Genomic DNA, 21,235 nt, shown 5'->3' on the forward strand with positions numbered 1-21,235 from the left:
ACTCAGCGCGAGAAGCCCGGCGCCACGCTGGACGACAGACCACCCGCCACCCATGGACCCCACACCGCAGGATCACGCTGCTCGGTGCGCCCAGGCAGCAGCGGCTCCACATTCACATCGCGCGCCAGCGGTTTGACAAGGCGCGGCGTCACCACAATCGCCAGCTCGCTCTCCTTTTGCTGAAACTCCTGACGCTTGAACAGCACGCCCAGAATCGGAATATCGCCCAGCAAAGGAACCTTGTCGGTACCTGATGTGGTGTTGCGGCTGACCAGTCCGCCAATCACAAAACTCTCGCCATCCCCCAGCTCCACCGTCGTATCGGCACGGCGAGTGGTGATGGACGGAACAGTCGCGCTGTTCAGAACAATGGTGTTGGCGTAATCCAGCTCGCTGGCCTCCGGCGCCACCTTGAGCACGATGCGATCGTTGGACAGCACCGTGGGTGAGACCGTCAAGCCAATGCCGTAAGGCTTGTACTGAATGGCCACCATACCCGTACCCGCAGGTACGGGAACCGGCACTTCCCCGCCCGACAAGAAATTGGCACTCTGACCCGACAGAGCCACCAGCGTTGGAGCCGCCAGCACTCGCGCCAGATTGTTGCCTTCAAGCATGCCGATGTTGACGCCAATTCCGGCCTTATCGAACTGCATCAGCAAGTTGAAGGCCTGGGTCAAAGGGTTTGCTGCCGCGCCCGTCGTGGAACTTCCGCCGCCAGTTCCATAGGACCCACGTCCAAAAATACCAAAGCTGAAACCCGAGCTGTTGGGCGCCGTGCTGAACAGGTTGAGGCCTACCTTCTTCATCTGGGTCTTGTTGAACTCGACCACCTTGACATCGACCTGCACCACATTGCTCTTGAGCTGGACGCTGGAGAGATCGACGGTCTTGGCCTTGTCGGCGGACTGCGCGTTCGCCAGCTCGCCGGCAAACTGCTGCTCTATCAGGCTGGAAGCCTTGGCCGTGCGCAATTCCACCCGCTGCTGCACATTGAGCATATAGGTCTGCGCCTGCGCTTCACCGCGCGGCCAGACCATGAACGATGTACTGCCAGGCTTGAGCGGGCTCAGCAGGATCTTGGCGGCAGCTCCCTTGCCCGCACGCTTGATATGCACCGCCGCAATCGTGTCGTCACCGATTGCAATGCGCTCCACTCCGCCGGGCAGGTTCAACTCATGCTGAGCGCCCATCACCAGCTTGATTTCCCTGGCTGCTGTCGCTTGCTGCGCTCTGCTTTCGCCCACATTGGGCACTTGCTGCGCAAGGGCCGGGACAGTGACAACACTCAAGGGCAGGCCGCAGAGCAGATACAGCGGCTTCAGCGAAAAGGTGCGGGATGCGATTGAAACAGTCTTGTTGTTCATAGATCAGTACCGCACGGTTTGAGAGTTGGCGCCACGCACGAATTCAACGGGCAGGGAAGAGTCTGCGGAAGCGGTACGGGTGCGCGGCACAGCAGGCTTGGCAACCCCGGCCGTCATGGGCTTGGCCGCGCTCATGCGCGCTGCCGAAGTACCTGCAGAACCTGCCAGGCTGCTCATGGCCACACCGGCCTGCGCTGCGTCAGCACCTTCCAGCGGCGCTGCAACAGCGCCTTTGGGCATGGCCACAGTCAGCACGCCGGGCAGCGGCGCAAACTTTTCCATATCCGGCTCTGTCATATCCGTCGGATTGCGCAGTGCGAGTACCAAGCTACCGTTAGAGCCTCCCAAGGCCAGCTGACTCACCTCTGCCACAGGTACTGCAAGCACTGCAGTGCGGGCGTTGTCGGGGCCATTGGCCTGCTTGCCTCCTGCTTTCTCAGCCGTAGTCAGTGCATCCACTGACGCCGCGCCATAGGCCAGCACACGCTTGCGCGAGAGCAGCAAGCGCGCCTGGCTCTGGTCGATTTCATTGCCATCGCGGCGCAGTACAAAGAAGACATCGACAAAGTCCCCGGGGCGTATGCGATTGCCGGCGCCAATGCTTTCATCGACCTTGACCGCGACCGCACGCTCACCTTCTGCAACCTTGAGGGCAAGGCCCGTCACCATCTGCCCTTGGAGTACAGGCGCGCCCTTGGGAATGTCCACCGCGGGAACGGAGCCAATAGCAGCCTGAATCTCGCCAAAAGCACCATCGGGCTTGACGGGCAACTGCGTGAGCTGCAGATCCTCGGCCTTGAGTGCCTGACCCGCCGGAACGGCCTGTGCAGCCACCACCACGCTCATGCCGGCATTGGGTTTGCTGTCGCTGGCGGAAGCTGGAGCCTGAGGCTGAGGAGCCCTGGCGAGCATCCATCCATAAACGCCCAGAGCCAATGCCACTGCCAGCAAAACCCCGACCGCGATCTTTGCGACATTCACCATAACATTCCCTCTTATTACTTGGCTTCAAAGAGCAGGGCTTTATCGTTCTCAGTCAATCAAGCTAATTTGAGCGACCGCTTTTCCCCGCAAAAGATTGGGAGTAGGCAGACTCAACAAAGGCCCCAGTAATCTTGGAATCAGCGGTGCGGTGGCGTAGTTGTAATTAACCTGCATGGTCACGCAGTTCACCAAGCTGGCATCGTTGGAGGCAGTGAACGATGCAGACCCCGTACCACATAGACCAGAAGTGGCGTACAGCCCCGCAGCATCGCTTACACCTGTGCTACATCCTGTAGAGCCAAAGCCAGCACCAATTTTGGAAAGCCAATCCGTCGCCAATGCCGCAGTGGCACAGGCTGCAGTCAAGCGAGCCTGTAACTGGGCCGACTTGGTCATCGTGCCGCCCGTGGGAACCGAGGGATATCGCACTGCAGCTCTTGCTCCTTCGGCGGCAGCCAAAGTCAGAGTCTGCTGTGCGGCAAAGATCAGGCCATAAGTGATGATGGCGTAGAAGATCAGAAAGAAGATAGGAAAGAGAATGGCAAATTCAACTGCTGCCGCACCTTGCTGTTTTTTGAATTGCACGATTCCCTCCTTCCCTCTGTATTTACTTGCCTAATATTAAAACCGTCACCGTTGCCATTGAGATATGAGCAACATAGGGCATAAATCTCTTTCTAACGAATACCAATTCATCTCTTCTCAACAAAAATATTCTTCTAGCTACCAAATGAATTATAGAAATAAAAACACTGACAACCCATATAGGAATCAATATCTTCCAGCCCAGCCACAAAGACAGCACAATAAAGAATTTTATGTCTCCGGCTCCCATCACCTTGGCTATCCAAAACGGCAGCAAAACAGCGATGACCAAGAGGAATCCAATCAAACTATCTACCCATGTAACGCTCAATGGGGAGATAGATAAAATATCCGCATGGGAAAATACGCCAAGAATACCTCCAATCAGAATCAGCCAATTAGGAATTCTGCGATAGCGAATATCCCATGCAGATGCCAGAATCAAGATCAGTAAAAATATCAATTACGTTGGAACTTTGGTTATGATGAAATCTGACAGATCTGTAAAGAACGTTGCCAGCCCCCCAGTCAAAAATCCCAGGGCAGCGACAAGACCCACTGCCATAAGGCCTGCAATCAGCGCATACTCAATCGCCGTTGCACCTTCTTCATCACGCCAGAATTTGATGATTTGGTCTTTCATGACTAGCTCCTTCAACAATCAGGTTGGTAGATCGCTGTGGCTGTTTTCGACCACCGCGGAACCAATCTTACGAAGCCAGAAACATCTTGAAATATTTGAAATAGCTATCAACAACTATGCAGCATAGTTCTCGGCAATTTAAATCAATGTGCAAGCGAGTACTCCCACAGAAAAACCTCAATAAAAACAAAGACTTCAAAAAACACCGAGACGCATCTGCAATTTTCTTGACTCTTCCCTCACATATGTCTTCCGGTTCAATCTACGCAATCTTCATTTATTTCCTACAGATTAATAGATTTCGTCCTACATTCAATAATCGGGTTAACCCTTGTTTTTAAATGAAAAAACAAAAAGGCCTGCAGATAGCAGGCCTTTCTGAAACAAAAGAGATTGCTCAATAAAGTGATTCGGAAATCACTGCAGAGCTTTAATCAATTTGAGAGCAATGTCCTGCAGCGGTGGCTGCAGTTTTCTATAGGAGTCGAGCAAGCGCTGCTCATCGCTGGGTAGCGATGCGGTCTCGGAATGCAGGCCTGCCATCAATTCCAGCGCCGTGGTCTGCAGCGCGACGGCCAGTCTTGCCAGCGTGTCATTCTTGAGAGTGCGAATGGCTCCCGACTCGATCTGCGAGATGGCGGATGCGGTGACATCCGCCATCTGCGCCAGGCGTCCCTGACTCAAACCCAGCGCCTGTCGCCGGGCGCGTATGCGTTCACCTAAATGCGTCATCTATCCCACTAACTCACACTGCACGCAAATGCCTGCGCAAATATCGCGCGACTTTTTGGCCCCCAACAACCGAGACGCTTTTATAGAAGGCCTTTGCAACCCTAACTCGGTGGCAGCAAGCAAAGACCGCCCTGCGCCCCTTGGGGGAAAGCGCAAAGCGCCTCAGGCGATGGCTCTGGTCAGGCTCCGTGGCACTTCTTGAACTTCTTGCCGCTACCGCAGGGGCAAGGGTCGTTACGGCCGGGCTGCTCGCCCTTGACGATGGTTTCCTGGCGTGGGCCCATGCTCTTCCACAGACGGTACAGGTCATACACGGCCCAGATGGCTTCGCCAAAGGCATCCACACGTTCCTGGCTGGTCGAGGCAGGACCGGCTTCGTCGTACAGATTCAGAGCCGGCTCGTCCGTGTCGTCCTCGGTCAGGTTGACGATGAACTCCATGGCCGCGTCCAGCAACTGGGCTGCTTCCTTGTCGCGTGGCGCGGCCCATTCGTCGGCCCAGTTCTCCACCACGAACATGAAACCCAGCGCCCAGACCTGAGAGAACGACGGCACTTCTTCGCCAGCCAGCTCGGCCTGTTCGGCTTCGGGCAGGATGGCGATGGCACCACGCGTGTCCAGCGCCTCGGGCTGGAAGGCCGCGTCGTCGGCCAGGGACTTGATGTCGGCGTCCAGCTGCTCGCGCACTTCGGCCAGGCGCAGCTCGAACAGCTCCATGAAACGTGCCTGCTGGGCCTCGTCCTTGAAGGCTTCCAGCTTGGGCAGAGGCTGGCCTTCGGCCACTTGCAGGGCTTCGCCATCGCCCAGCAACATGGGCATGTATTCGGCAGCGGCGATGGGACGGCGCGTGCAGACCAGAGCGGTCAGGAAACCGTCACAGAATTCCCACTGGGGAATTTCGTCGCCGCGGGTGCGCAGCTCGTCGAGCAGCGCGTCCAGCTCTTCGAGCTGATCATTGCTCAGCGCGCCCTCGGGCATGTCGGCGAGAGCCGCGTCTTCTGCGGCGGAGTTAGGTGCTTGTTCTTGCATAGGGAAAGGCTTTTATGATGGCCCGAACCATTTCATCACTATCGAAGTGCAGGGCCGGGCGATGGATCAAGGGGACAAAGCATCCAGGATGGATGCCCCCGTACAGGCTGAATTTTAGCGGGCCGCCATCAACACACCCTGCCATGGGAGTATCTGCAGTGCATCGCTTCTTCAATAGTCTGCCCCTGCGCTATGGCGCCCTCTTCATTTCCGCGCTCGTGCTGGGCATTTCGCTCTACACGCTGACCACGGCAGGCAAGGGGCTTGGGTGGTTGATTGCGTCTTTGCTGCTGGTGCTTCTAGGCATCTGGGATCTGCTGCAAAAGCAGCACGCCATACTGCGCAACTATCCCGTCATGGGACATATGCGCTTCATCTTCGAATTCATACGCCCCGAGATCCGTCAGTACTTCATCGAAGGCGATACCGAGGCCCAGCCGTTCTCGCGCGCCCAGCGATCGCTGGTCTATCAGCGTGCCAAGGGTCAGGTCGACAACCGGCCGTTCGGCACCCAGCTCGACGTGAGTCAGCAGGGCTATGAGTGGGTCAACCACTCCCTGCAACCCACCAAGCTCAGCTCGCATGACTTCCGCCTCTGGATTGGCGGCACGCAGGAGCAACCAGCTGAAGGAGTGGATCCCTGCACCCGCCCCTATCACGCCAGCGTCTTCAATATCTCGGCCATGAGCTTTGGCGCGCTGTCGGGCAACGCCATCCAGGCGCTGAACCAGGGCGCGAAGATGGGCGGCTTCATCCACGACACGGGCGAAGGCTCAATCAGCCAGTACCACCGCATGCATGGCGGCGATCTGATCTGGGAGGTGGCTTCGGGCTATTTCGGCTGCCGCAATGCGGACGGCACGTTCAGCGAAGAGAAATTTATCGCCAATGCCACCGATCCGCAGGTCAAGATGATCGAGATCAAGCTCAGCCAGGGCGCCAAGCCCGGCCATGGCGGCATGCTTCCCGGCGCCAAGGTCACTCCTGAAATTGCAGCAGCGCGCGGCATACCGATTGGCGTGGACTGTATTTCGCCCTCCAGTCACAGCGCTTTCTCCACCCCTGTGGAGCTGATGCAGTTCATTGCCAGGCTGCGCCGTCTTTCAGGCGGCAAGCCCACGGGCTTCAAGTTCTGCGTCGGTCACCCCTGGGAATGGTTTGCCATGGTCAAGGCCATGCTGGAAACCGATATCACGCCCGACTTCATTGTCGTCGACGGTGCCGAAGGCGGCACGGGCGCAGCGCCTGTGGAATTCGTCGACCATGTGGGCGTGCCGCTGCAGGAAGGCCTGCTGCTGGTGCACAACACCCTGCTGGGCGTGAACCTGCGCCAACGCATCAAGATCGGTGCGGCAGGCAAGGTCATCACGGCATTTGACATTGCCCGCATGATGGCCCTGGGTGCCGACTGGTGCAATTCGGGGCGTGGCTTCATGATGGCGCTGGGCTGCATTCAGGCCCAGAGCTGCCACACCGGCACCTGCCCCACGGGGGTCACGACGCAAGACACCGTGCGCCAGCAGGCGCTGGTCGTGCCCGACAAGGCCACGCGCGTCGCCAACTTCCACCGCAACACCCTGCATGCGCTGCAGGAGCTGGTTCAAGCCGCCGGCCTCAGGCATCCCAACGAGATCACAGCCCACCATATCGTGCGCCGGCTGGACGACACCCAGGTCAGTCTGCTGTCCAACCTGATACTGCGCGTGGAGCCAGGCTGCCTGCTCCAGAACCTGGAGCGCCAGCACAAGGTCTTCCAGAACTACTGGCCGCTGGCCACGGCACAGAGCTTTCAGCCCCTGCATGAGCCTGTGTTGCGCCCATCAGCTGCGGGCGGCGCCGACAACACGGCACAATCGCAAGCCTTTCCCCAACGCAACGGTATCTGGACCTGAGAAGCCAGAGCCTCGCGCCCGACAGATCCCACGCCGTGCCATCTCAGGATATTTCCGCCCAAGAGCAGATGCCCTCTGCGCAGAACGCCATCGATTACCAGGCATTTCTGCGCGAGCATCTGGACCAGCCTCACAGCATCATGCGCTATGAACTGGCGCATGAAACCCTTTGGGTCAAACGCGCCAACAAAGGCAACCCGGCCCTCAACTACTGGCTGCTGAGCACGCTGGCCAAGCTGTTCAGGGCCGCCGTGCTGCAGCCCGTGCCCAACCCCGGAGGGACCGAGTCCCTGCAAACCGAGGTGCGCCGCCTGCGCAGTTTCAAGGCCAAGGGGCTGCGCGCGCCGCAAGTGCTGGCCACGGACGACCAGGCCTTTGTGATGCGCCATCTGGGCCGCCCGGGCGAAGAAGCTCCATCGCTGAGCAATGCCATCGAAGAAGCGATTGCCCGGGGCGCGCAGCCCACGCTGGAGCTCTGGCGAAAAGGCCTGGAGGCCATCCAGCAGGCTCATGCCCGCGGCGAGGTGCTGAGTCAGGCCGTGGCGCGCAATATGGTGGTCTGCGCCGACGGAGTCATAGGCTTCATTGACTTTGAAGACGACCCTGCAGCCCATTTACCGCAAGCTGTCTGCATGGCGCGCGATGCGCTCAACTATGCCCAGTCCACAGCGCTGTTTCTGCAGCAGGCTGGTGCGCTGGAGCAGGCCCGGGAGGCCTGGCAGCAGTTTGTGCAGCAGCTTCCCGCCGAGGCCCGGCAGGTATTGGAGCGCACCGTCAACAAACTGAGCTGGGTGCGCTTTCTGCCCCGCAGCAAGAGCCTGGGGCGCGACACCCTGCGCGTGCTGGCTGCCCATGACTTGCTGACAGCGCCCCCGCTCTCCGCCTGAACGCAATCAAATCAATAGCTACCAGCACTCTCCCCGATTGGGCTTGAAGCCTGAAACCCATGAAAAAAGCCCCGACCATCAGGTCGGGGCTTTTGGATTGAGGCCTGTGCTCACTCAGGCGTGAGCGGACACCGCCTCGTTTTCTTCCTTGCCTGCCAGAGCAGCATCCAGCTTTTCGTAGTCCAGCGCGTTTTCCCACTTGGAGACCACCACGGTGGCGACGGCGTTACCGATGAAGTTGGTCAGCGAACGGCATTCGGACATGAAGCGGTCCACACCCAGAATCAGTGCCATGCCGGCCACGGGCACCTCGGGCACCACAGCCAGGGTCGCTGCCAGGGTGATGAAGCCAGCCCCCGTCACACCCGCCGCGCCCTTGGACGACAGCATGGCAACCAGCAGCAGCGCGATCTGGTGGCCCAGGGTCAGATGCGTGTCGGTCGCCTGGGCAATGAACAGCGCAGCCAGCGTCATGTAGATATTGGTGCCGTCCAGGTTGAAGGAGTAGCCGGTAGGCACGACCAGACCGACGACGGACTTGCTGCAGCCGGCCTTTTCCATCTTGTGCATCAGCGAAGGCAGAGCCGATTCGGAAGACGATGTGCCCAGCACCAGCAGCAGCTCGTCCTTGAGGTACTTGATCAGCTTGATCACGGAGAAGCCACAAAAGCGCGCCACTGCACCCAGGATCACCAGCACGAACAGGGCCGAGGTGATGTAGAAGGTCAGCACCAGCTCGGCCAGGTTGACCAGCGAGCCCAGACCGAACTTGCCGATGGTGAAGGCCATGGCGCCAAAGGCACCGATGGGAGCGAACTTCATCACGATGTTGACCAGCTTGAACACGGGCTTGGTCAGGGCTTCAAAGAAGTTCAGCACGGGCTTGCCGGCCTCGCCGACCATGGCCAGGGACACGCCGAACAGCACGGCCACCAGCAGCACCTGCAGGATGTTGTCGCCCACGAACGGACTGATCAGCGTCTTGGGGATGATGTCCATCACGAAGCCGGTCAGCGTCATCTCGTGCGACTTGGCCACATAGCCCTTGACGGCCGTCTGGTCCAGATCGGCAGGGTTGATATGCATGCCGGCACCGGGCTGCATGACATTGGCCACGATCAGGCCCACGACCAGCGCCAGCGTGGAGAAGGTCAGGAAATACGCCATGGCCTTGCCGAACACACGCCCCACGGCGCTCAGGTGCGTCATGCTGGCGATGCCGGTGACGATGGTCAGGAAGATCACCGGCGCGATGATCATCTTGATGAGCTTGATGAAGGCATCGCCAAAGGGCTTCATGGCCTCGCCGTAGGCGGGCTCGAAATGCCCCAGCAGCACGCCCACGATGATGGCGAACACCACCTGGAAGTAGAGCTGACGGTAGAACGGCAAGTGCTCGCGCGGAGCAGATTCTGTGGGCAGAGTGTGCACGCTGCATCTCCAAAATTGCGGGCGCACCACCGTGGTGCGCCGAATTGCTGCCGTTTGTACTCCCGCGCCCTTTTTGTGCCGATAGCCCATTGGTATTAGGTCCGTACGCGCTCCCTGGGAGAGCATGCACCAACCTAGGGAAATCCCTAGGCTTCAGAATCCGCACTGAACCTGCTCCAGAGCCACACTGGACTCCTTGATCACCCACTCTCGTCATGCGTCTTGCGCGAAACCTTGCCCGAAACCGACTGTTTCTGACCCTTGTCATCGTGCTCAGCGGCATGCTGCTGAGCATGTGGGCCGCCAGTCGCGTCGCGCTGCAAACCTCTTTGCACGATGAAAGCGAAAGCGTGCAACGCCAGCTCACGCTCTATGCCCAGGCCATGGTGCAGCGCGTGGACCGCTACCGCACCCTGCCCGAGGTGCTGGCGCTCGATGCCGAACTCAAGAACGCGCTCAGCCACCCGCTCAGTGCCACTGAGGTGGACAGGCTCAACCACAAGCTGGAGCAGGCCAACGGCGCCAGCCGAGCTTCCACGCTGACCCTCATCGACAAAAGCGGCAAGGCCCTGGCCGCCAGCAACTGGCGCGACTCGCACAGCAATGTGGGCGAGGACTACAGCTTTCGCCCCTATGTGACCCAGGCGCTGAGCCAGGGCAGTGGCCGCTTCTACGGCATCGGCATGACCACGGGACTGCCCGGCTACTTTCTCTCCCAGGCCATTCATGATGATGACGGCTCGGTGCTTGGGCTTATCGCCATCAAGATCCTGTTTCAGGAGCTCGAAGGCGAGTGGAGCCAGTCGCCCGACATCGTCTTTGCCTCGGACGAGCATGGCGTGGTCTTTCTCTCCAACCGCGACGAATGGCGCTACCGCCTGCTGGAGCCGCTGTCCAGCAGCGACCAGCAGGAGGTGCGGGACACCCATCAATACGCGGGCCAGGCCCTGATTCCGCTCGGCTATCGCACCAGCCGGCAGCCTGCGGGCATCGGAATGCTGGCCCATTTCAGCCAGCCTCCGCTGGTCGACCCCATGCTCTGGCTGCGCATGGAACTCCCCGAAAGCCAATGGCAGCTGCACCTGCTGCACGACATCGTCCACAGCCAGACGGCCAGCCACTGGGCGGCAGTGGCCGCCGGCGGCCTGTGGCTGGCCGCATCGCTGCTGGTGCTCTACATCCGCCAGCGCCAGCGCCTGGCGGCCCTGCGCCAGCGCAGTCGCAAGGAGCTGGAGGCCGTTCTGCACCAGCATGCGCAAGAGCTGCGCACGGCCCAGGACGGCATTGTCCAGGCCGCCAAGCAGGCCGACACCGGACTCTCGCGCAGCCTGCAGCATCTGCCGCAAGGCGTGGTGGTGGTGGACCCACAGCTGCGGCTGGTGGCCTGGAACTCGCGCTATGTGGAGCTGTTCCGCTACCCGCCCGAGCTCATGCATGTGGGCCAGCCCATCGAGGCTCTGATACGCCACAACGCCAGGCGCGGCCTGCTGGGCAAGGGCGATGTGGAGTCTGCGATCCAACGCCGGCTCCAGCATCTGCGCAGCGGCAGCCCCCATTTGCACGAGAGCGCCAAGGGCGACGGCACGGTGCTGGAGATTCGCGGCAACCCCCTGCCCGATGGCGGCTTTGTCACCAGCTATGCCGACATCACCAGCTACAAGAACACGGCGCGCGAGCTGCGCAATCTCGCCGATACGCTGGAAAAGCGCATTGCCGATCGCACCCGAGACCTGGCCCAGGCCAAACAGGAGGCCGAGCGCGCCAACCGCTACAAGACCCGCTTTGTCGCCTCGGCCGTGCATGACCTGCTGCAGCCGCTGAATGCGGCGCGCATTTTCACCAGCCTGCTGCCCACCTATCTGCACGATGAGGCCGGCCGTCAACTGGCCCAGCGGGTGGACAAGGCACTGGCCTCTCAGGACGCCATCCTCACCAGCCTGCTCGACATCTCGCGCATGGAATCGGGCCAGCTCGAAGTCCGCGTGCGTGACTTCGCGCTCAACTCCTTGCTGGAAGTAGTGCACAACAATTTTGCGCTGCAGGCCGAGAACGAGGGCCTGAGCCTTCACTGCATGCCCAGCCGGCTGATCGTGCGCAGCGACGAGGCCTTGCTGCGTCGCATACTGCAGAACTTTGTCTCCAACGCCATCCGCTATACGCGCAAGGGCCGTATCGTCGTGGGCTGTCGCCGCCAGGGCGACCAGGTGCGCATCGAGGTGCATGACCAGGGACCGGGCATTCCCCAGAGCCTGCAAAAAGAGATCTTCGAAGAGTTCCGCCGCCTCGACGAAGGCCATGCCGACGACCGCGGCACCGGCCTGGGCCTGGCCATCGTGGAACGCCTGGGCAGATTGCTGGACCATGAGATCGGCCTGCGCTCGACCCTGGGCAAGGGCAGCGTCTTCTGGGTCAAGGTTCCACTGGGCCAGGCCGCTGCATTGACGCCGGTATCGCAGCAGCCTTCTCCCAGCGCCCGCGTGGACAGTCCGCTGCAGGGCGGCACCGTCTGGTATGTGGAGGACGACCCCGCCACCCGCGACGCCACCTGCGCCCTGCTCGAGCGCTGGGGCTGCGATGTGCCGCTGGCCGCCAACGCCCCCGAAGCCCTGGCTTATGCCGCGCCCGGCAATGCCCCGCAACTGGTGCTGCTCGATGTGCATCTGGGCCAGCTCTACGGCCCCGATATCTATGCCCAGCTCTGCGAGCGCTGGGGGCAGCAGCCTCCGGTCATCCTGCTGACCGCTGAAGGCGATAGCACCCTGCGCCGCCAGGCTGCCGAACGCGGTTGGGGCTTTCTGGCCAAGCCGGTCAGACCGCCGGCGCTGCGGGCGCTGATGAGCCAGACGTTTCTGCGCGGACGAGAAGGCGGCAGCGCCTGAAAGCCAAAGTCACTTCCAACTGCAGCGCTTTCAGTGAATTGCGCTATAGCTATGAATTCAGGAGCCAAATCGGTCTGCACGCCATGACTGTACAAGCCGGGTGGCGGATTCTTCGATATGCTGCATCAGCCTCTGCGGCTTTCAGGCACGCGGGCCGTTCAACCCTGACAGAGACAGCATGCACCATCATCCCGTTGAATCCGCCGTTCCGCCCGGCAGCCGCATCGCACAGCGATTGGCCGGGGCCAGCTTTCACGACTCCTGGAGCATCGTCTCGGACGCCACAGGTCTGTCTGCACTGGAGCACTTCATTCTTGCCGCGCGCAAAACCCCGCGCTGGATTGAAATCTGCATGCGTGCGCGCAATCTGGTCGGCGGTCTGGTGGGGCTCAAGAACCTGGGCACCTTGTCAGCCCTGAAGCCCGGAAAACCAGCCGCCAGCTACGGCCCCGGCGATAGGGTCGGCATCTTCACGGTATTCGAGAACACCTTTGATGAAGCCCTGATCGGCGACGACGACAAGCATCTGAAAGTCGTGCTCAGCATTCACCGCAAGAGCGACATCAGCTCCCTGGACACCGTCATCACGGTCACAACCGTCGTGCATGTCAAGAACGCACTGGGGCACCTCTACATGCTGCCCGTCAAACCCATGCACAGGCTGATCGCTCCTGCCGTTCTGTCCTCCCTCGGAGGACGAACCCTTGCTACCTAAGGAGACACACCTCTTCATGCCTGCTCTTCCCTAGACGGTTGCCAAAGACATGCGCGACTACGACAGCCTGGCTCATCGACACAGCAGCAAAGACATGTGTGTGGAAAAGCCCATGTCACTCATTGCCAATCTGATCGGCTTTGCACCCGCAGAGGAAGACTTGCACTATGCGCTGGGCTTTTATGCCGGAGGCAGTGGCATTGACGACCGCCTGGCTGTGCGCTGCCGGATCGATCTTGCTCATTGGCCCGATGTGGTCAGCAGGCTGCGTCTGAAATCCGTGCATGAAGTATCGTGCGACGCCGACTGGCAAGAGGATTTCCTCTGGCTGATCGATGCGCAAGATGCCCAAGGCCCGCTCCAAGTCCATTGTCATCGCTTCATCAATGCGGCGAGACAGGTTTTTCAGGACCAGGTCGATCATCGCTGGGAGATCTTTTTCTCCCACGGCAGCGATATCAATGCATGGTGTGCGGTCTGGCGTAGCCAGGAGCATCTGAACTATCTAAGCTTCGATCAAGGCTGACATCCCGATGGCAGCCCGTCTCAACACAGGGGGTCGCCAGATGCTGAAATCCTATCGTGCCAGCTGCCATTGCAGCCGGGTTCAGGTTGAAGTCGGCCTGGACCTGAGCCAGCCCAGCTATCGCTGCAACTGCTCCATCTGCAGGCGAAGCCGGTTCTGGCCCGCCATCGCCAGCCCCGAAAATTTCCGCCTTATTACGGGCGAGAAGGAACTCACCCTCTATGTGTTTGGCTCGCAAAAGAACCAGCATTTCTTCTGCAGGCGCTGCGGCATCCGCGTCTTTGGCGTGGGCCACGACACGCCGATAGGCCAGATGTACGGCATCAATATCGGCTGCCTGGAAGATCTGTCGGAAGAGGAGCTTTCGCGAATTCCCGTCACGTATGTCGATGGCATGCACGATCGCTGGGACGCGACGCCGGAGTTTTTCGCTCACTTGTAGCCATCGAACTGCGATGACGACTTGCAGCGGCAAGCTGCGCAGAAATGAGGTCAGAAAGGCCTCAATCCATGACCAACAAAGCGCAGCAAGCTATCGAAACAGAGAGCTCTTGAGGCACCAGGGCAATCAAACCTCGTGATCGTTTTCCAGGCTCTTGACCAGCACTGCCGCCTGGGTGCGTGAATAGCATTCGAGCTTCTTGAGAATCGCCGTCACATGGACCTTGACGGTGTTCTCGGCCAGGCCCAGTTCGTGCGCGATCTGCTTGTTGAGCAATCCGTCGGCAATGCACAGCAGCACGCGAAACTGCTGAGGCGTGAGCTGGGCCAGACGAGCGGCCAGGGCCGCATCGGCCTCCGAGCGCTCGGCCACCATGGAGGGAAAGCTGATATCCCCGCTCAGCACATCGTCAATGGCGGCACTCATATCGTCTGCCGCCGCAGACTTGGAGATAAAGCCTGCCGCCCCGAACTGCTGGGCGCGGCGGATGATGCGAGGGTCGTCATTGGACGAGATGATGATCACCGGCACCTGCGCATATTCGCCGCGCAGATGCAGCAGGGACGAGAAGCCGCGCGCGCCGGGCATGGCCAGGTCCAGCAGCACCAGCTCGATTTCAGGATTCTCCTGCATCGCTGCGCCCAAGGTCTGGGCGCTGGCCGCCTCCACAATGCGAAATTGCGGAAAGCGGTCGTGCAGCACCTGGATCAACGCTGCGCGAAACAGCGGGTGATCGTCGGCAACGAGAAGAGTGGGCTCGGACATGGCCCGCAGTCTGCCACGGCTGGCACGGCGCTGCATCTGCAAAAACGCATATCCCGCAGCGCCCGTGCCTGTCCGTCACCCAGGCTGCGACCCACTGAGTCCGGCTCTCAATCGAGCTTGATGTTGTTGGCCGTGATCACACGCCCCCATTTGCTGCGCTCGTTGCTGACGAATTTCTCCATCTGCTCGGAGCTGCCGGGCATGGGCTCGACCCCCATGGCTGCCAGACGGGCCTTGGTGCGCGTGTCGGCCAACGCAAACTGCAGCGACTGGCTGAACTTCTTGACCACCTCGGCCGAGCTGCCCTTGGGCACGACGATGCCCTGCCAGGCATAGCCTTCGAAGCCCTTGAGGCCCTGCTCCTGCAAGGTGGCGACCTTGGGCAGCACATCGATGCGGGCCGGGCTGGCCACGCCTATGGCCTTGAGCTTTTTCTCGCCGAGGAAGGGAATAATGGTGGCGCTATCGGCCCACATGGCAGGTATCTGGCCGCCGATCACATCCTGCACTGCGGGCGCAGCACCGCGATAAGGAACATGGGTCATATTGCCCAGACCGGCTTCTTCGCGGAACAGCTCGCCAACCAGATGATGAGGGCTGCCCAGGCCGGCCGAGCCCCAGCTCACGCCGGTCTTCTGCTGCTTGGCCCAGGCGACAAACTCGGTCAAATTGCTGACCGGCACATCGTTGTTGACCACCAGCAACATGGGGAAGCGCACCAGCATGCCCACGGGCTTGAAGTCCTTTTCGGCGTTGTAGTTGAGCTTGCGGAACAGAAACGGATTGGCAGCCAGCGTGGCGAAGTCGGCCGTGAACATCAGGTTGCCGTAGTCATGCGAGCGCGCGCTGTACTCGGCCGCGATATTGGTTCCCGCACCGGGCTTGTTGTTGATGACGATGGGGCGCTCCAGATTGCGGCCCATGGCTTCGGCAATCACGCGGGCCACCACGTCGGAGCCCCCGCCTGCGGCGTAGCCTATGACCCATTCCAGGGGCTTTTCCTGCGCCATGGCGGCCGGCCCTGCAGCCCATGCCAGCGTCGAGCAGACCAGTGCGGCCAGAAATTTTTTGCGTTGCATCATCCTTGTCTCCTTGATTCATGGCCCCTTGAATAGATTTTGGTGACGGGGCCTTTAGGGGATGGCGCAGCTGCCGCCAGGCCGGCGGCTTGCTGCATCTCAAGCGGCAACGTGTACCGGGGCAACCGGTGTCACGGCACCGCGCTCGGCCGGGTCCGCACCGGCAGGAGCGAATCCTGCGCTGGCGCGGGCCAGTTCGAGCGCATGCAGCAAGGTCTCTTGATGGCCGATGTGATTGGCCAGCAGCAGCACCAGGCGGGCATTGAGGGCGTGGCTTTGCGCGGTTTCCAGGCCCTGATGCGTGGCGATCAGGGCTTCATAGAAATCGTCGCAGGCCTGCAGATTCGGGTGAGTGGACAGCAGCATGGCAGTCTCCTAAAAAAGGGGGGAATCCTCAGAGGGTGTTGAACTCCACCAGGGACAGCAAGCAAGGGCCTAGGCCGACCGCACCGCCCCGCAGCGAAGCTGTCGTCGGTTGCCCGCATGCCCCCTCCCGCGTAGCAAGAGAGGACGCCTCAGGGGGAGCCTTCATTTCAACCGCCGGCGCGCTGCAGCGCGGCACGCACGGCAGCCTCGTCGGGACGGCGCCAGCGCGCGCAGACATGCTGATCGGGGCGCAGCAGGTAACTGGTGCCGGGGCGCGCATCCAGGCGCTGCGCGGCCAGACCCTGGGCATCCAGCAGATCGGCTTGCGCGGCCCCGGCATCACCCTCGGCGGCTATCGAGAGATTGAGCACACCGGTCAGCTCGCGCGCCCAGGCCGGCGTGGGGCCGAAATGCAGCAGCGTGAAGTCCGGGCCCAGGGCGCGCAGCAGCCAGGTGGTCTGGCTGTCGCCGGGACGGCGCATGGGCGCATCGCTGAGCACGGCGCCGGGCAGTTGCAAGCCTGCGAAGACCTCGCTGTCCGGCGTGTTGAGCGGCGAGTGATGCAGCGTGGCCGGCACCGACAGACGCCCGCTGTTGACGATGCGACGCGCAAACTCATGCTCGCGCGCCAGCTCCAGCGCCGCATCGCGAAACAGGCGGCTGATCTCGCTCTTGGGCGTGATGAAGTCGGTGGCGCGCGTGGAGTTGCGGATGTTCTCGTCGGCCGCGTATTCGCGCTCGGCGCCGTAGCTCGCGATCAGCGCAGAATCGGCCTGACCGCGCAGCACGCGGTCGAGCTTCCAGGCCAGGTTCTCGGCATCCTGCACGCCGCTGTTGGCGCCGCGTGCGCCGAAGGGCGAGACGCCATGCGCGCTGTCGCCCGCGAAGACCACGCGGCCGTGGACGAAGCGGTCCATGCGCAGGCAGGCAAAGGTGTAGACGCTGGCCCATTCGAGCTCGAAGTGCGCGTCCTTGCCCAGCAATGCGCGGATGCGCGGCAGGATGTTCTCGGGCTTTTTCTCCTCCTCGGGATCGGCCTCCCAGCCCAGCTGGAAGTCGATGCGCCAGACATCGTCAGGCTGGCGGTGCAGCAGCACGCTCTGGCCCGGATGGAACGGCGGATCGAACCAGAACCAGCGCTCGGTCGGGAAATCCGCATGCATCTTCACATCGGCAATCAGAAAACGGTCGCGGAAGATGCGGCCATGGCTTTCCTGGCCCAGCAGGCCGCGCAAGGGCGAGCGCGAGCCGTCGCAGGCCAGCACCCACTGGGCATCGATCCGGTACTCGCCCTCGGGCGTTTCCACTGTCAGCAGCGCACCATCGGCGCGCGGCGCCAGCGCCGTGACCTTGTTGTGCCAGCGCAGGTCGATCAGCGGCAACTGCAGGGCGCGCTCGACCAGATAGGCTTCGGCGTAGTACTGCTGCAGATTGATGAAGGCCGGGCGCTCGTGACCGGCTTCGGGCAGCAGATCGAACTGGTAGAGCGACTGATCCCTGGCAAACACCTTGCCCAGATTCCAGGAGACGCCCTTGTCCACCATGGGCTGACCCACGCCCAGGCGGTCCCAGATCTCCAGCGTGCGCTTGGAAAAGCAGATGGCGCGCGAGCCCGTGGACAGCTTGCAGTCGTTGTCGAGCACCACCACCGGCTGGCCGCGCTGGGCCAGATCGATGGCCAGAGACAGGCCCACGGGCCCGGCGCCGACCACCACCACGGGGTGGCGAGCCGGCGCATCGGCATCCTGGTCCGCATGACGCCGATAAGGAATCTGGATGGACTGGATGTCGGCGGCGCTGCCGCGCAGGGCGTCAAGAGAAATGGCGGTGGTGGACATGGCGTTCATCGGTGCGCAAACCTTGAAAAGCGTGGATCTGTTTCTTGGGGCAAAAGCCGCCCCTCCGGCTCTTTGCGACCGGATTCAAACTCTGTTTTTTTTAATAGCTGCTACTGCTCACCAGGCATTGAATTCAATGTTTTTTCTATTTGGATTCATTACAAATCAAGCGCAAGCAGCTCCTGTTTTAGATAGCTTTGCAGTAGACCGCCGCGCCTGCGCAAGAGACTGCCGGCTGGGCGGCCCAGGAGGCGATCAGCCTTCCAGCGCCAGCCACATCTCGCGGTCGCGCTCGGCAGTCCAGATGCGCGGGTCGGCGTGGCCCGATGCCTCGTCATAGGCACGTGTCACGTCAAACGGCATGCAGTGGTTGAAGATCACCCAATGGCCGTATTTGGGCTGCAGCTTGGCAAAGGCTGCCTCGTAGACCTTGCGCAAGTCCTGACGCGCATCGGCGCCGGCCTTGACCTCGGCCCACAGGTCGCTGATGAAATTGCGCGTGCCCGCCAGGCCGGCCTGCACTTCGGCCGCGTTCTGCAGCGCCGCACCGCGGCCGGGCACCAGCTTTTCGGGCTTGAGGGCGGCAATCGCATCCAGCGTCTGCGGCCAGTCCTGGAAATAGGCGTCGCCGGCATAGGGCGTGGCATCGAACTCGACCAGGTCGCCGCTGAACAGCACCTTCTCCTGTGGCAGCCAGACCACGGTATCGCCCTTGGTGTGGCCGCGGCCCAGCTGCAGGATCTGAACCTCGAGCTTGCCCAGCCACAGCGTCATCTTGCCGGTGAAGGTCATGGTCGGCCAGGTCATGCCATCGGGCACGCTCTCGACGTTCTGGAACAGGCGCGGAAAGCGGCCGATCTCGCTGGCCTTGTCCTGCTCGCCACGCTCGACGATGAGGTCGTAGGTGTCCTGGCTGGCAATGATGTGCTCGGCGCCATAGGCCGAGGCACCCAGCACGCGCACCGCGTGGTAATGCGACAGCGTGACGTATTTGATGGGCTTGTCCGTGACCTCGCGAATGCGGCGGATCACGTCCTCGGCCATGACGGGCGTGGCCTGGGTGTCGATGACCATCACGGCGTCGTCGCCAATGATGATGCCGGTGTTGGGGTCGCCTTCGGCCGTGTAGGCATAAGCATGTTCGGAGAGCTTGTCGAAGCTCACCTTCTTGACTTCAAGGTCGGCGGCGGAGGCAAAGGTCTTGGTGCTCATCGTTGCAATCTCTTCGTTTTAAACAAATGCATTCAGCTTTATCGAATTTCTGAATGCTAGATATAAATTCAACATTGCACAATCGATTTGTCATAGTGAAAAACCCTTGAGACTTTCCAGCCGCTTTTCCACCGTCACAATGCCGTCATGCCTCATGCCAACTCTTCTTCGACCGACGCCCGTTTGATGCTTGAATCCAGTGACGACGAACCCGCGCGCGCACCGCGCGGCATACAGAGCGTGGAAGTCGGCGGCCAGTTGCTCAAGGTGCTGGCGCGCACGGGCCGGCGCATGGCGCTCAAGGATCTGGCACGCGAGGCGGAGATGACGGCAGCCAAGGCCCACCCCTATCTGGTGAGTTTTTGCAAGCTGGGCCTGATGGAGCAGGATCGCGCCAGCGGCCACTACGGCCTGGGGCCGCTGGCCATTCAGATGGGACTCATCAGTCTGCAGCAGGCAGATCCCGTGCGCATGGCGATTGCCGAGCTGCCCGCCCTGGCGCAAGAGGTGGGCTACACCGTGTCGGTTTCCATGTGGAGCGGCCAGGGGCCGACCATCATCCGCGTCGAGGAAGGCCCGACCCATGTCTATGTGGCCATGCGCCACGGCACGCCGGCCTCCTTGCGCCATACCGCCACGGGCAAGATTTTTGCGGCCTTTGGCGACCCGGCCCGTATCGCACCGCTGCTGCAGGCCGAAGGCCACAGCCTGGACGAACCGGCGTTTGCCAAGGAGCTGGACACCATTCGCCGCAACCACCTGAGCGTGGTCGAAAACCAGTTGCTGTCGGGCGTAAGCGCGCTGGCGGTGCCGGTGTTCGACGGCTTCGGCCAACTGGTGCTGGCGATTGCCGCCATCGGCCCTTCGGTCACGCTGACGCTGGACCCCGCTGGTCTGCCGGCCCAGAAACTGCAGGCCCAGGCCCGTCAGCTATCCCTGCGCCTCGGAGCACCGGCTGTGCTAACCGGGGCCTGAGACCTAGGCCCGGTAGCCCAGCGAAGCGCTGATACTGCGCGCCTCTTCGCGTACCGCCTGGGCAATGCGGCCCTGCGGATCGGGGTCGAAGCCGCCGCTGGCCCCGAGCGCGCAGAGCACGGCCACCACATGACCGTTGTAGTCGAGCAAGGGCGCCGCAACGGCGCTGATGCCAGGCAGATTCAGGTCCCGGATCGCCGCACAGCCGACTGCGCGAATCTCGCTGCGCAGCTGCTCCAGAGGCTTGCTCGCATGCAGCAGACGGCGATGCTCGGGGCAGGCTGCCTCCAGCTCGCGCGCCAGCAGCGCCTCGACCTCGGGCTGCGGCTCCATGAAGGCAAAGAATGCCCGCCCCGTGGCCGACCACAGCATGGACATGACCGAACCCACACGCACATTGACGGTAATGGGCAGGCTGGGCTCTTCAAAGCGCACGATGGTGGGGCCCATATTGCCCATGACCGCGACAAAACTCGTGACCTGCAAGGACTCGCGCAGATGCTGCAAAGCAGGCTCGGACATGCGCACAGGATCGTTCTGGCGCATCGCAGCCAGGCCGATATGGATGGCCTCGCGTCCCAGCGCGTACTGGGTGCCGCCACGATCCTGCTCCACCAGGCCCTCGGCCATGAGGCTGGCCAGATAGCGATGCACCTTGGCCGGACTTTCATCGACGGCAGCGCCGATGGCCGTGAGACTGGCACGCCCGCCCAGCCCGGCCAGTGCCTTGAGCACGGCGAGACAGGTCTCCGCTGCCTGCACACGCTGGCGACGTTGATCTGGCTCTTGCCGGGCATTCTGCGACGCCACTCTTGCTGCGGGGCTGGCTGCTTGCCGCTTCGCCATCGCCAAAGTCTTCTTCTCGATTTTCATAGCTGGTTGCGCCTGT

At 61.5% G+C, this 21,235-nt stretch carries 21 protein-coding genes; 7 read left to right on the forward strand and 14 right to left on the reverse strand.

Annotation, left to right across the window (positions count from 1 at the left end; translation table 11 throughout):
• Positions 1 to 2: 2 nt before the first annotated feature.
• The 7 genes from CSE6_RS11605 to CSE6_RS11635 all read right to left on the reverse strand — a co-directional run bounded on the left by CSE6_RS11605 (position 3) and on the right by CSE6_RS11635 (position 5,288).
• Positions 3 to 1,367 carry a type II and III secretion system protein family protein gene (locus CSE6_RS11605; RefSeq protein ID WP_059440586.1) on the reverse strand — a complete coding sequence of 455 codons (1,365 nt, stop codon included), beginning with the start codon at positions 1,365 to 1,367 and terminating at the stop codon, positions 3 to 5.
• 3 nt (positions 1,368 to 1,370) lie between these two features.
• Positions 1,371 to 2,351, reverse strand: a complete 981-nt coding sequence (cpaB, locus tag CSE6_RS11610; protein WP_059440587.1) for a Flp pilus assembly protein CpaB — start codon at positions 2,349 to 2,351, stop codon at positions 1,371 to 1,373.
• A gap of 48 nt (positions 2,352 to 2,399) precedes the next feature.
• Complete coding sequence (locus tag CSE6_RS11615) at positions 2,400 to 2,936, reverse strand: TadE/TadG family type IV pilus assembly protein (protein ID WP_059440588.1); 537 nt, start codon at positions 2,934 to 2,936, stop codon at positions 2,400 to 2,402.
• 22 nt (positions 2,937 to 2,958) lie between these two features.
• Positions 2,959 to 3,399, reverse strand: coding sequence for a prepilin peptidase (locus CSE6_RS11620; protein ID WP_059440589.1), 441 nt, complete (start codon positions 3,397 to 3,399; stop codon positions 2,959 to 2,961).
• Positions 3,400 to 3,579 (reverse strand): Flp family type IVb pilin, encoded by a 180-nt coding sequence (locus CSE6_RS11625; RefSeq protein ID WP_059440590.1) that lies wholly within the window; start codon positions 3,577 to 3,579, stop codon positions 3,400 to 3,402. It lies immediately after the preceding gene.
• 417 nt (positions 3,580 to 3,996) lie between these two features.
• Positions 3,997 to 4,311 (reverse strand): helix-turn-helix domain-containing protein, encoded by a 315-nt coding sequence (locus CSE6_RS11630; protein WP_034355129.1) that lies wholly within the window; start codon positions 4,309 to 4,311, stop codon positions 3,997 to 3,999.
• 179 nt (positions 4,312 to 4,490) lie between these two features.
• The gene (locus CSE6_RS11635; protein WP_003068296.1) at positions 4,491 to 5,288 is read right to left on the reverse strand and encodes a YecA family protein; all 798 of its coding nucleotides are present in this window, start codon (positions 5,286 to 5,288) and stop codon (positions 4,491 to 4,493) included.
• 194 nt (positions 5,289 to 5,482) lie between these two features.
• Here CSE6_RS11635 and CSE6_RS11640 point away from each other — a divergent pair, with 194 nt between their 5' ends.
• Together CSE6_RS11640 and CSE6_RS11645 are read left to right on the forward strand one after the other, a co-directional pair.
• Positions 5,483 to 7,231, forward strand: coding sequence for an FMN-binding glutamate synthase family protein (locus tag CSE6_RS11640; protein ID WP_059440591.1), 1,749 nt, complete (start codon positions 5,483 to 5,485; stop codon positions 7,229 to 7,231).
• Positions 7,232 to 7,299: 68 nt separating this feature from the next.
• A complete protein-coding gene (locus tag CSE6_RS11645; RefSeq protein ID WP_059440592.1) occupies positions 7,300 to 8,118 on the forward strand; it encodes an RIO1 family regulatory kinase/ATPase in 819 nt (272 codons plus the stop codon).
• 114 nt (positions 8,119 to 8,232) lie between these two features.
• Here the strand turns inward: CSE6_RS11645 and CSE6_RS11650 are convergent, their stop codons facing one another.
• Entirely contained in the window at positions 8,233 to 9,549 is a 1,317-nt protein-coding gene (locus CSE6_RS11650) for a dicarboxylate/amino acid:cation symporter (protein WP_003068289.1), read from the reverse strand.
• Between the two features lie 215 nt (positions 9,550 to 9,764).
• Between CSE6_RS11650 and CSE6_RS11655 the strand changes: the two genes are divergently transcribed.
• From CSE6_RS11655 to CSE6_RS11670, 4 genes are all read left to right on the forward strand, one after another.
• The gene (locus CSE6_RS11655; protein WP_059440593.1) at positions 9,765 to 12,428 is read left to right on the forward strand and encodes a PAS-domain containing protein; all 2,664 of its coding nucleotides are present in this window, start codon (positions 9,765 to 9,767) and stop codon (positions 12,426 to 12,428) included.
• Positions 12,429 to 12,606: 178 nt separating this feature from the next.
• Complete coding sequence (locus CSE6_RS11660; protein WP_059440594.1) at positions 12,607 to 13,143, forward strand: DUF2867 domain-containing protein; 537 nt, start codon at positions 12,607 to 12,609, stop codon at positions 13,141 to 13,143.
• Positions 13,144 to 13,192: 49 nt separating this feature from the next.
• The gene (locus tag CSE6_RS11665; RefSeq protein ID WP_059440595.1) at positions 13,193 to 13,669 is read left to right on the forward strand and encodes a hypothetical protein; all 477 of its coding nucleotides are present in this window, start codon (positions 13,193 to 13,195) and stop codon (positions 13,667 to 13,669) included.
• A gap of 40 nt (positions 13,670 to 13,709) precedes the next feature.
• Entirely contained in the window at positions 13,710 to 14,111 is a 402-nt protein-coding gene (locus CSE6_RS11670; protein WP_034377426.1) for a GFA family protein, read from the forward strand.
• 126 nt (positions 14,112 to 14,237) lie between these two features.
• Here the strand turns inward: CSE6_RS11670 and CSE6_RS11675 are convergent, their stop codons facing one another.
• From CSE6_RS11675 to CSE6_RS11695, 5 genes are all read right to left on the reverse strand, one after another.
• Entirely contained in the window at positions 14,238 to 14,876 is a 639-nt protein-coding gene (locus tag CSE6_RS11675) for a response regulator transcription factor (RefSeq protein WP_003068280.1), read from the reverse strand.
• Positions 14,877 to 14,983: 107 nt separating this feature from the next.
• Positions 14,984 to 15,958 carry a tripartite tricarboxylate transporter substrate binding protein gene (locus CSE6_RS11680; RefSeq protein WP_174447036.1) on the reverse strand — a complete coding sequence of 325 codons (975 nt, stop codon included), beginning with the start codon at positions 15,956 to 15,958 and terminating at the stop codon, positions 14,984 to 14,986.
• A 96-nt stretch (positions 15,959 to 16,054) separates the two neighbouring features.
• Entirely contained in the window at positions 16,055 to 16,321 is a 267-nt protein-coding gene (locus CSE6_RS11685; RefSeq protein ID WP_059440596.1) for a DUF2783 domain-containing protein, read from the reverse strand.
• A gap of 167 nt (positions 16,322 to 16,488) precedes the next feature.
• Positions 16,489 to 18,159: an FAD-dependent oxidoreductase gene (locus CSE6_RS11690; RefSeq protein ID WP_034377428.1), complete on the reverse strand. Its 1,671-nt coding sequence runs from the start codon at positions 18,157 to 18,159 to the stop codon at positions 16,489 to 16,491.
• 255 nt (positions 18,160 to 18,414) lie between these two features.
• A complete protein-coding gene (locus tag CSE6_RS11695) occupies positions 18,415 to 19,371 on the reverse strand; it encodes an MBL fold metallo-hydrolase (protein WP_003068272.1) in 957 nt (318 codons plus the stop codon).
• Positions 19,372 to 19,518: 147 nt separating this feature from the next.
• Between CSE6_RS11695 and CSE6_RS11700 the strand changes: the two genes are divergently transcribed.
• Positions 19,519 to 20,346 carry an IclR family transcriptional regulator gene (locus tag CSE6_RS11700; protein ID WP_059440597.1) on the forward strand — a complete coding sequence of 276 codons (828 nt, stop codon included), beginning with the start codon at positions 19,519 to 19,521 and terminating at the stop codon, positions 20,344 to 20,346.
• Between the two features lie 3 nt (positions 20,347 to 20,349).
• Here CSE6_RS11700 and CSE6_RS11705 read toward each other — a convergent pair whose 3' ends face one another.
• Positions 20,350 to 21,192 carry an IclR family transcriptional regulator gene (locus tag CSE6_RS11705; protein WP_238585686.1) on the reverse strand — a complete coding sequence of 281 codons (843 nt, stop codon included), beginning with the start codon at positions 21,190 to 21,192 and terminating at the stop codon, positions 20,350 to 20,352.
• Positions 21,193 to 21,235: the final 43 nt, after the last annotated feature.

This window comes from Comamonas sp. E6 (assembly GCF_001010305.1).
Lineage (GTDB): Bacteria > Pseudomonadota > Gammaproteobacteria > Burkholderiales > Burkholderiaceae_C > Comamonas > Comamonas thiooxydans.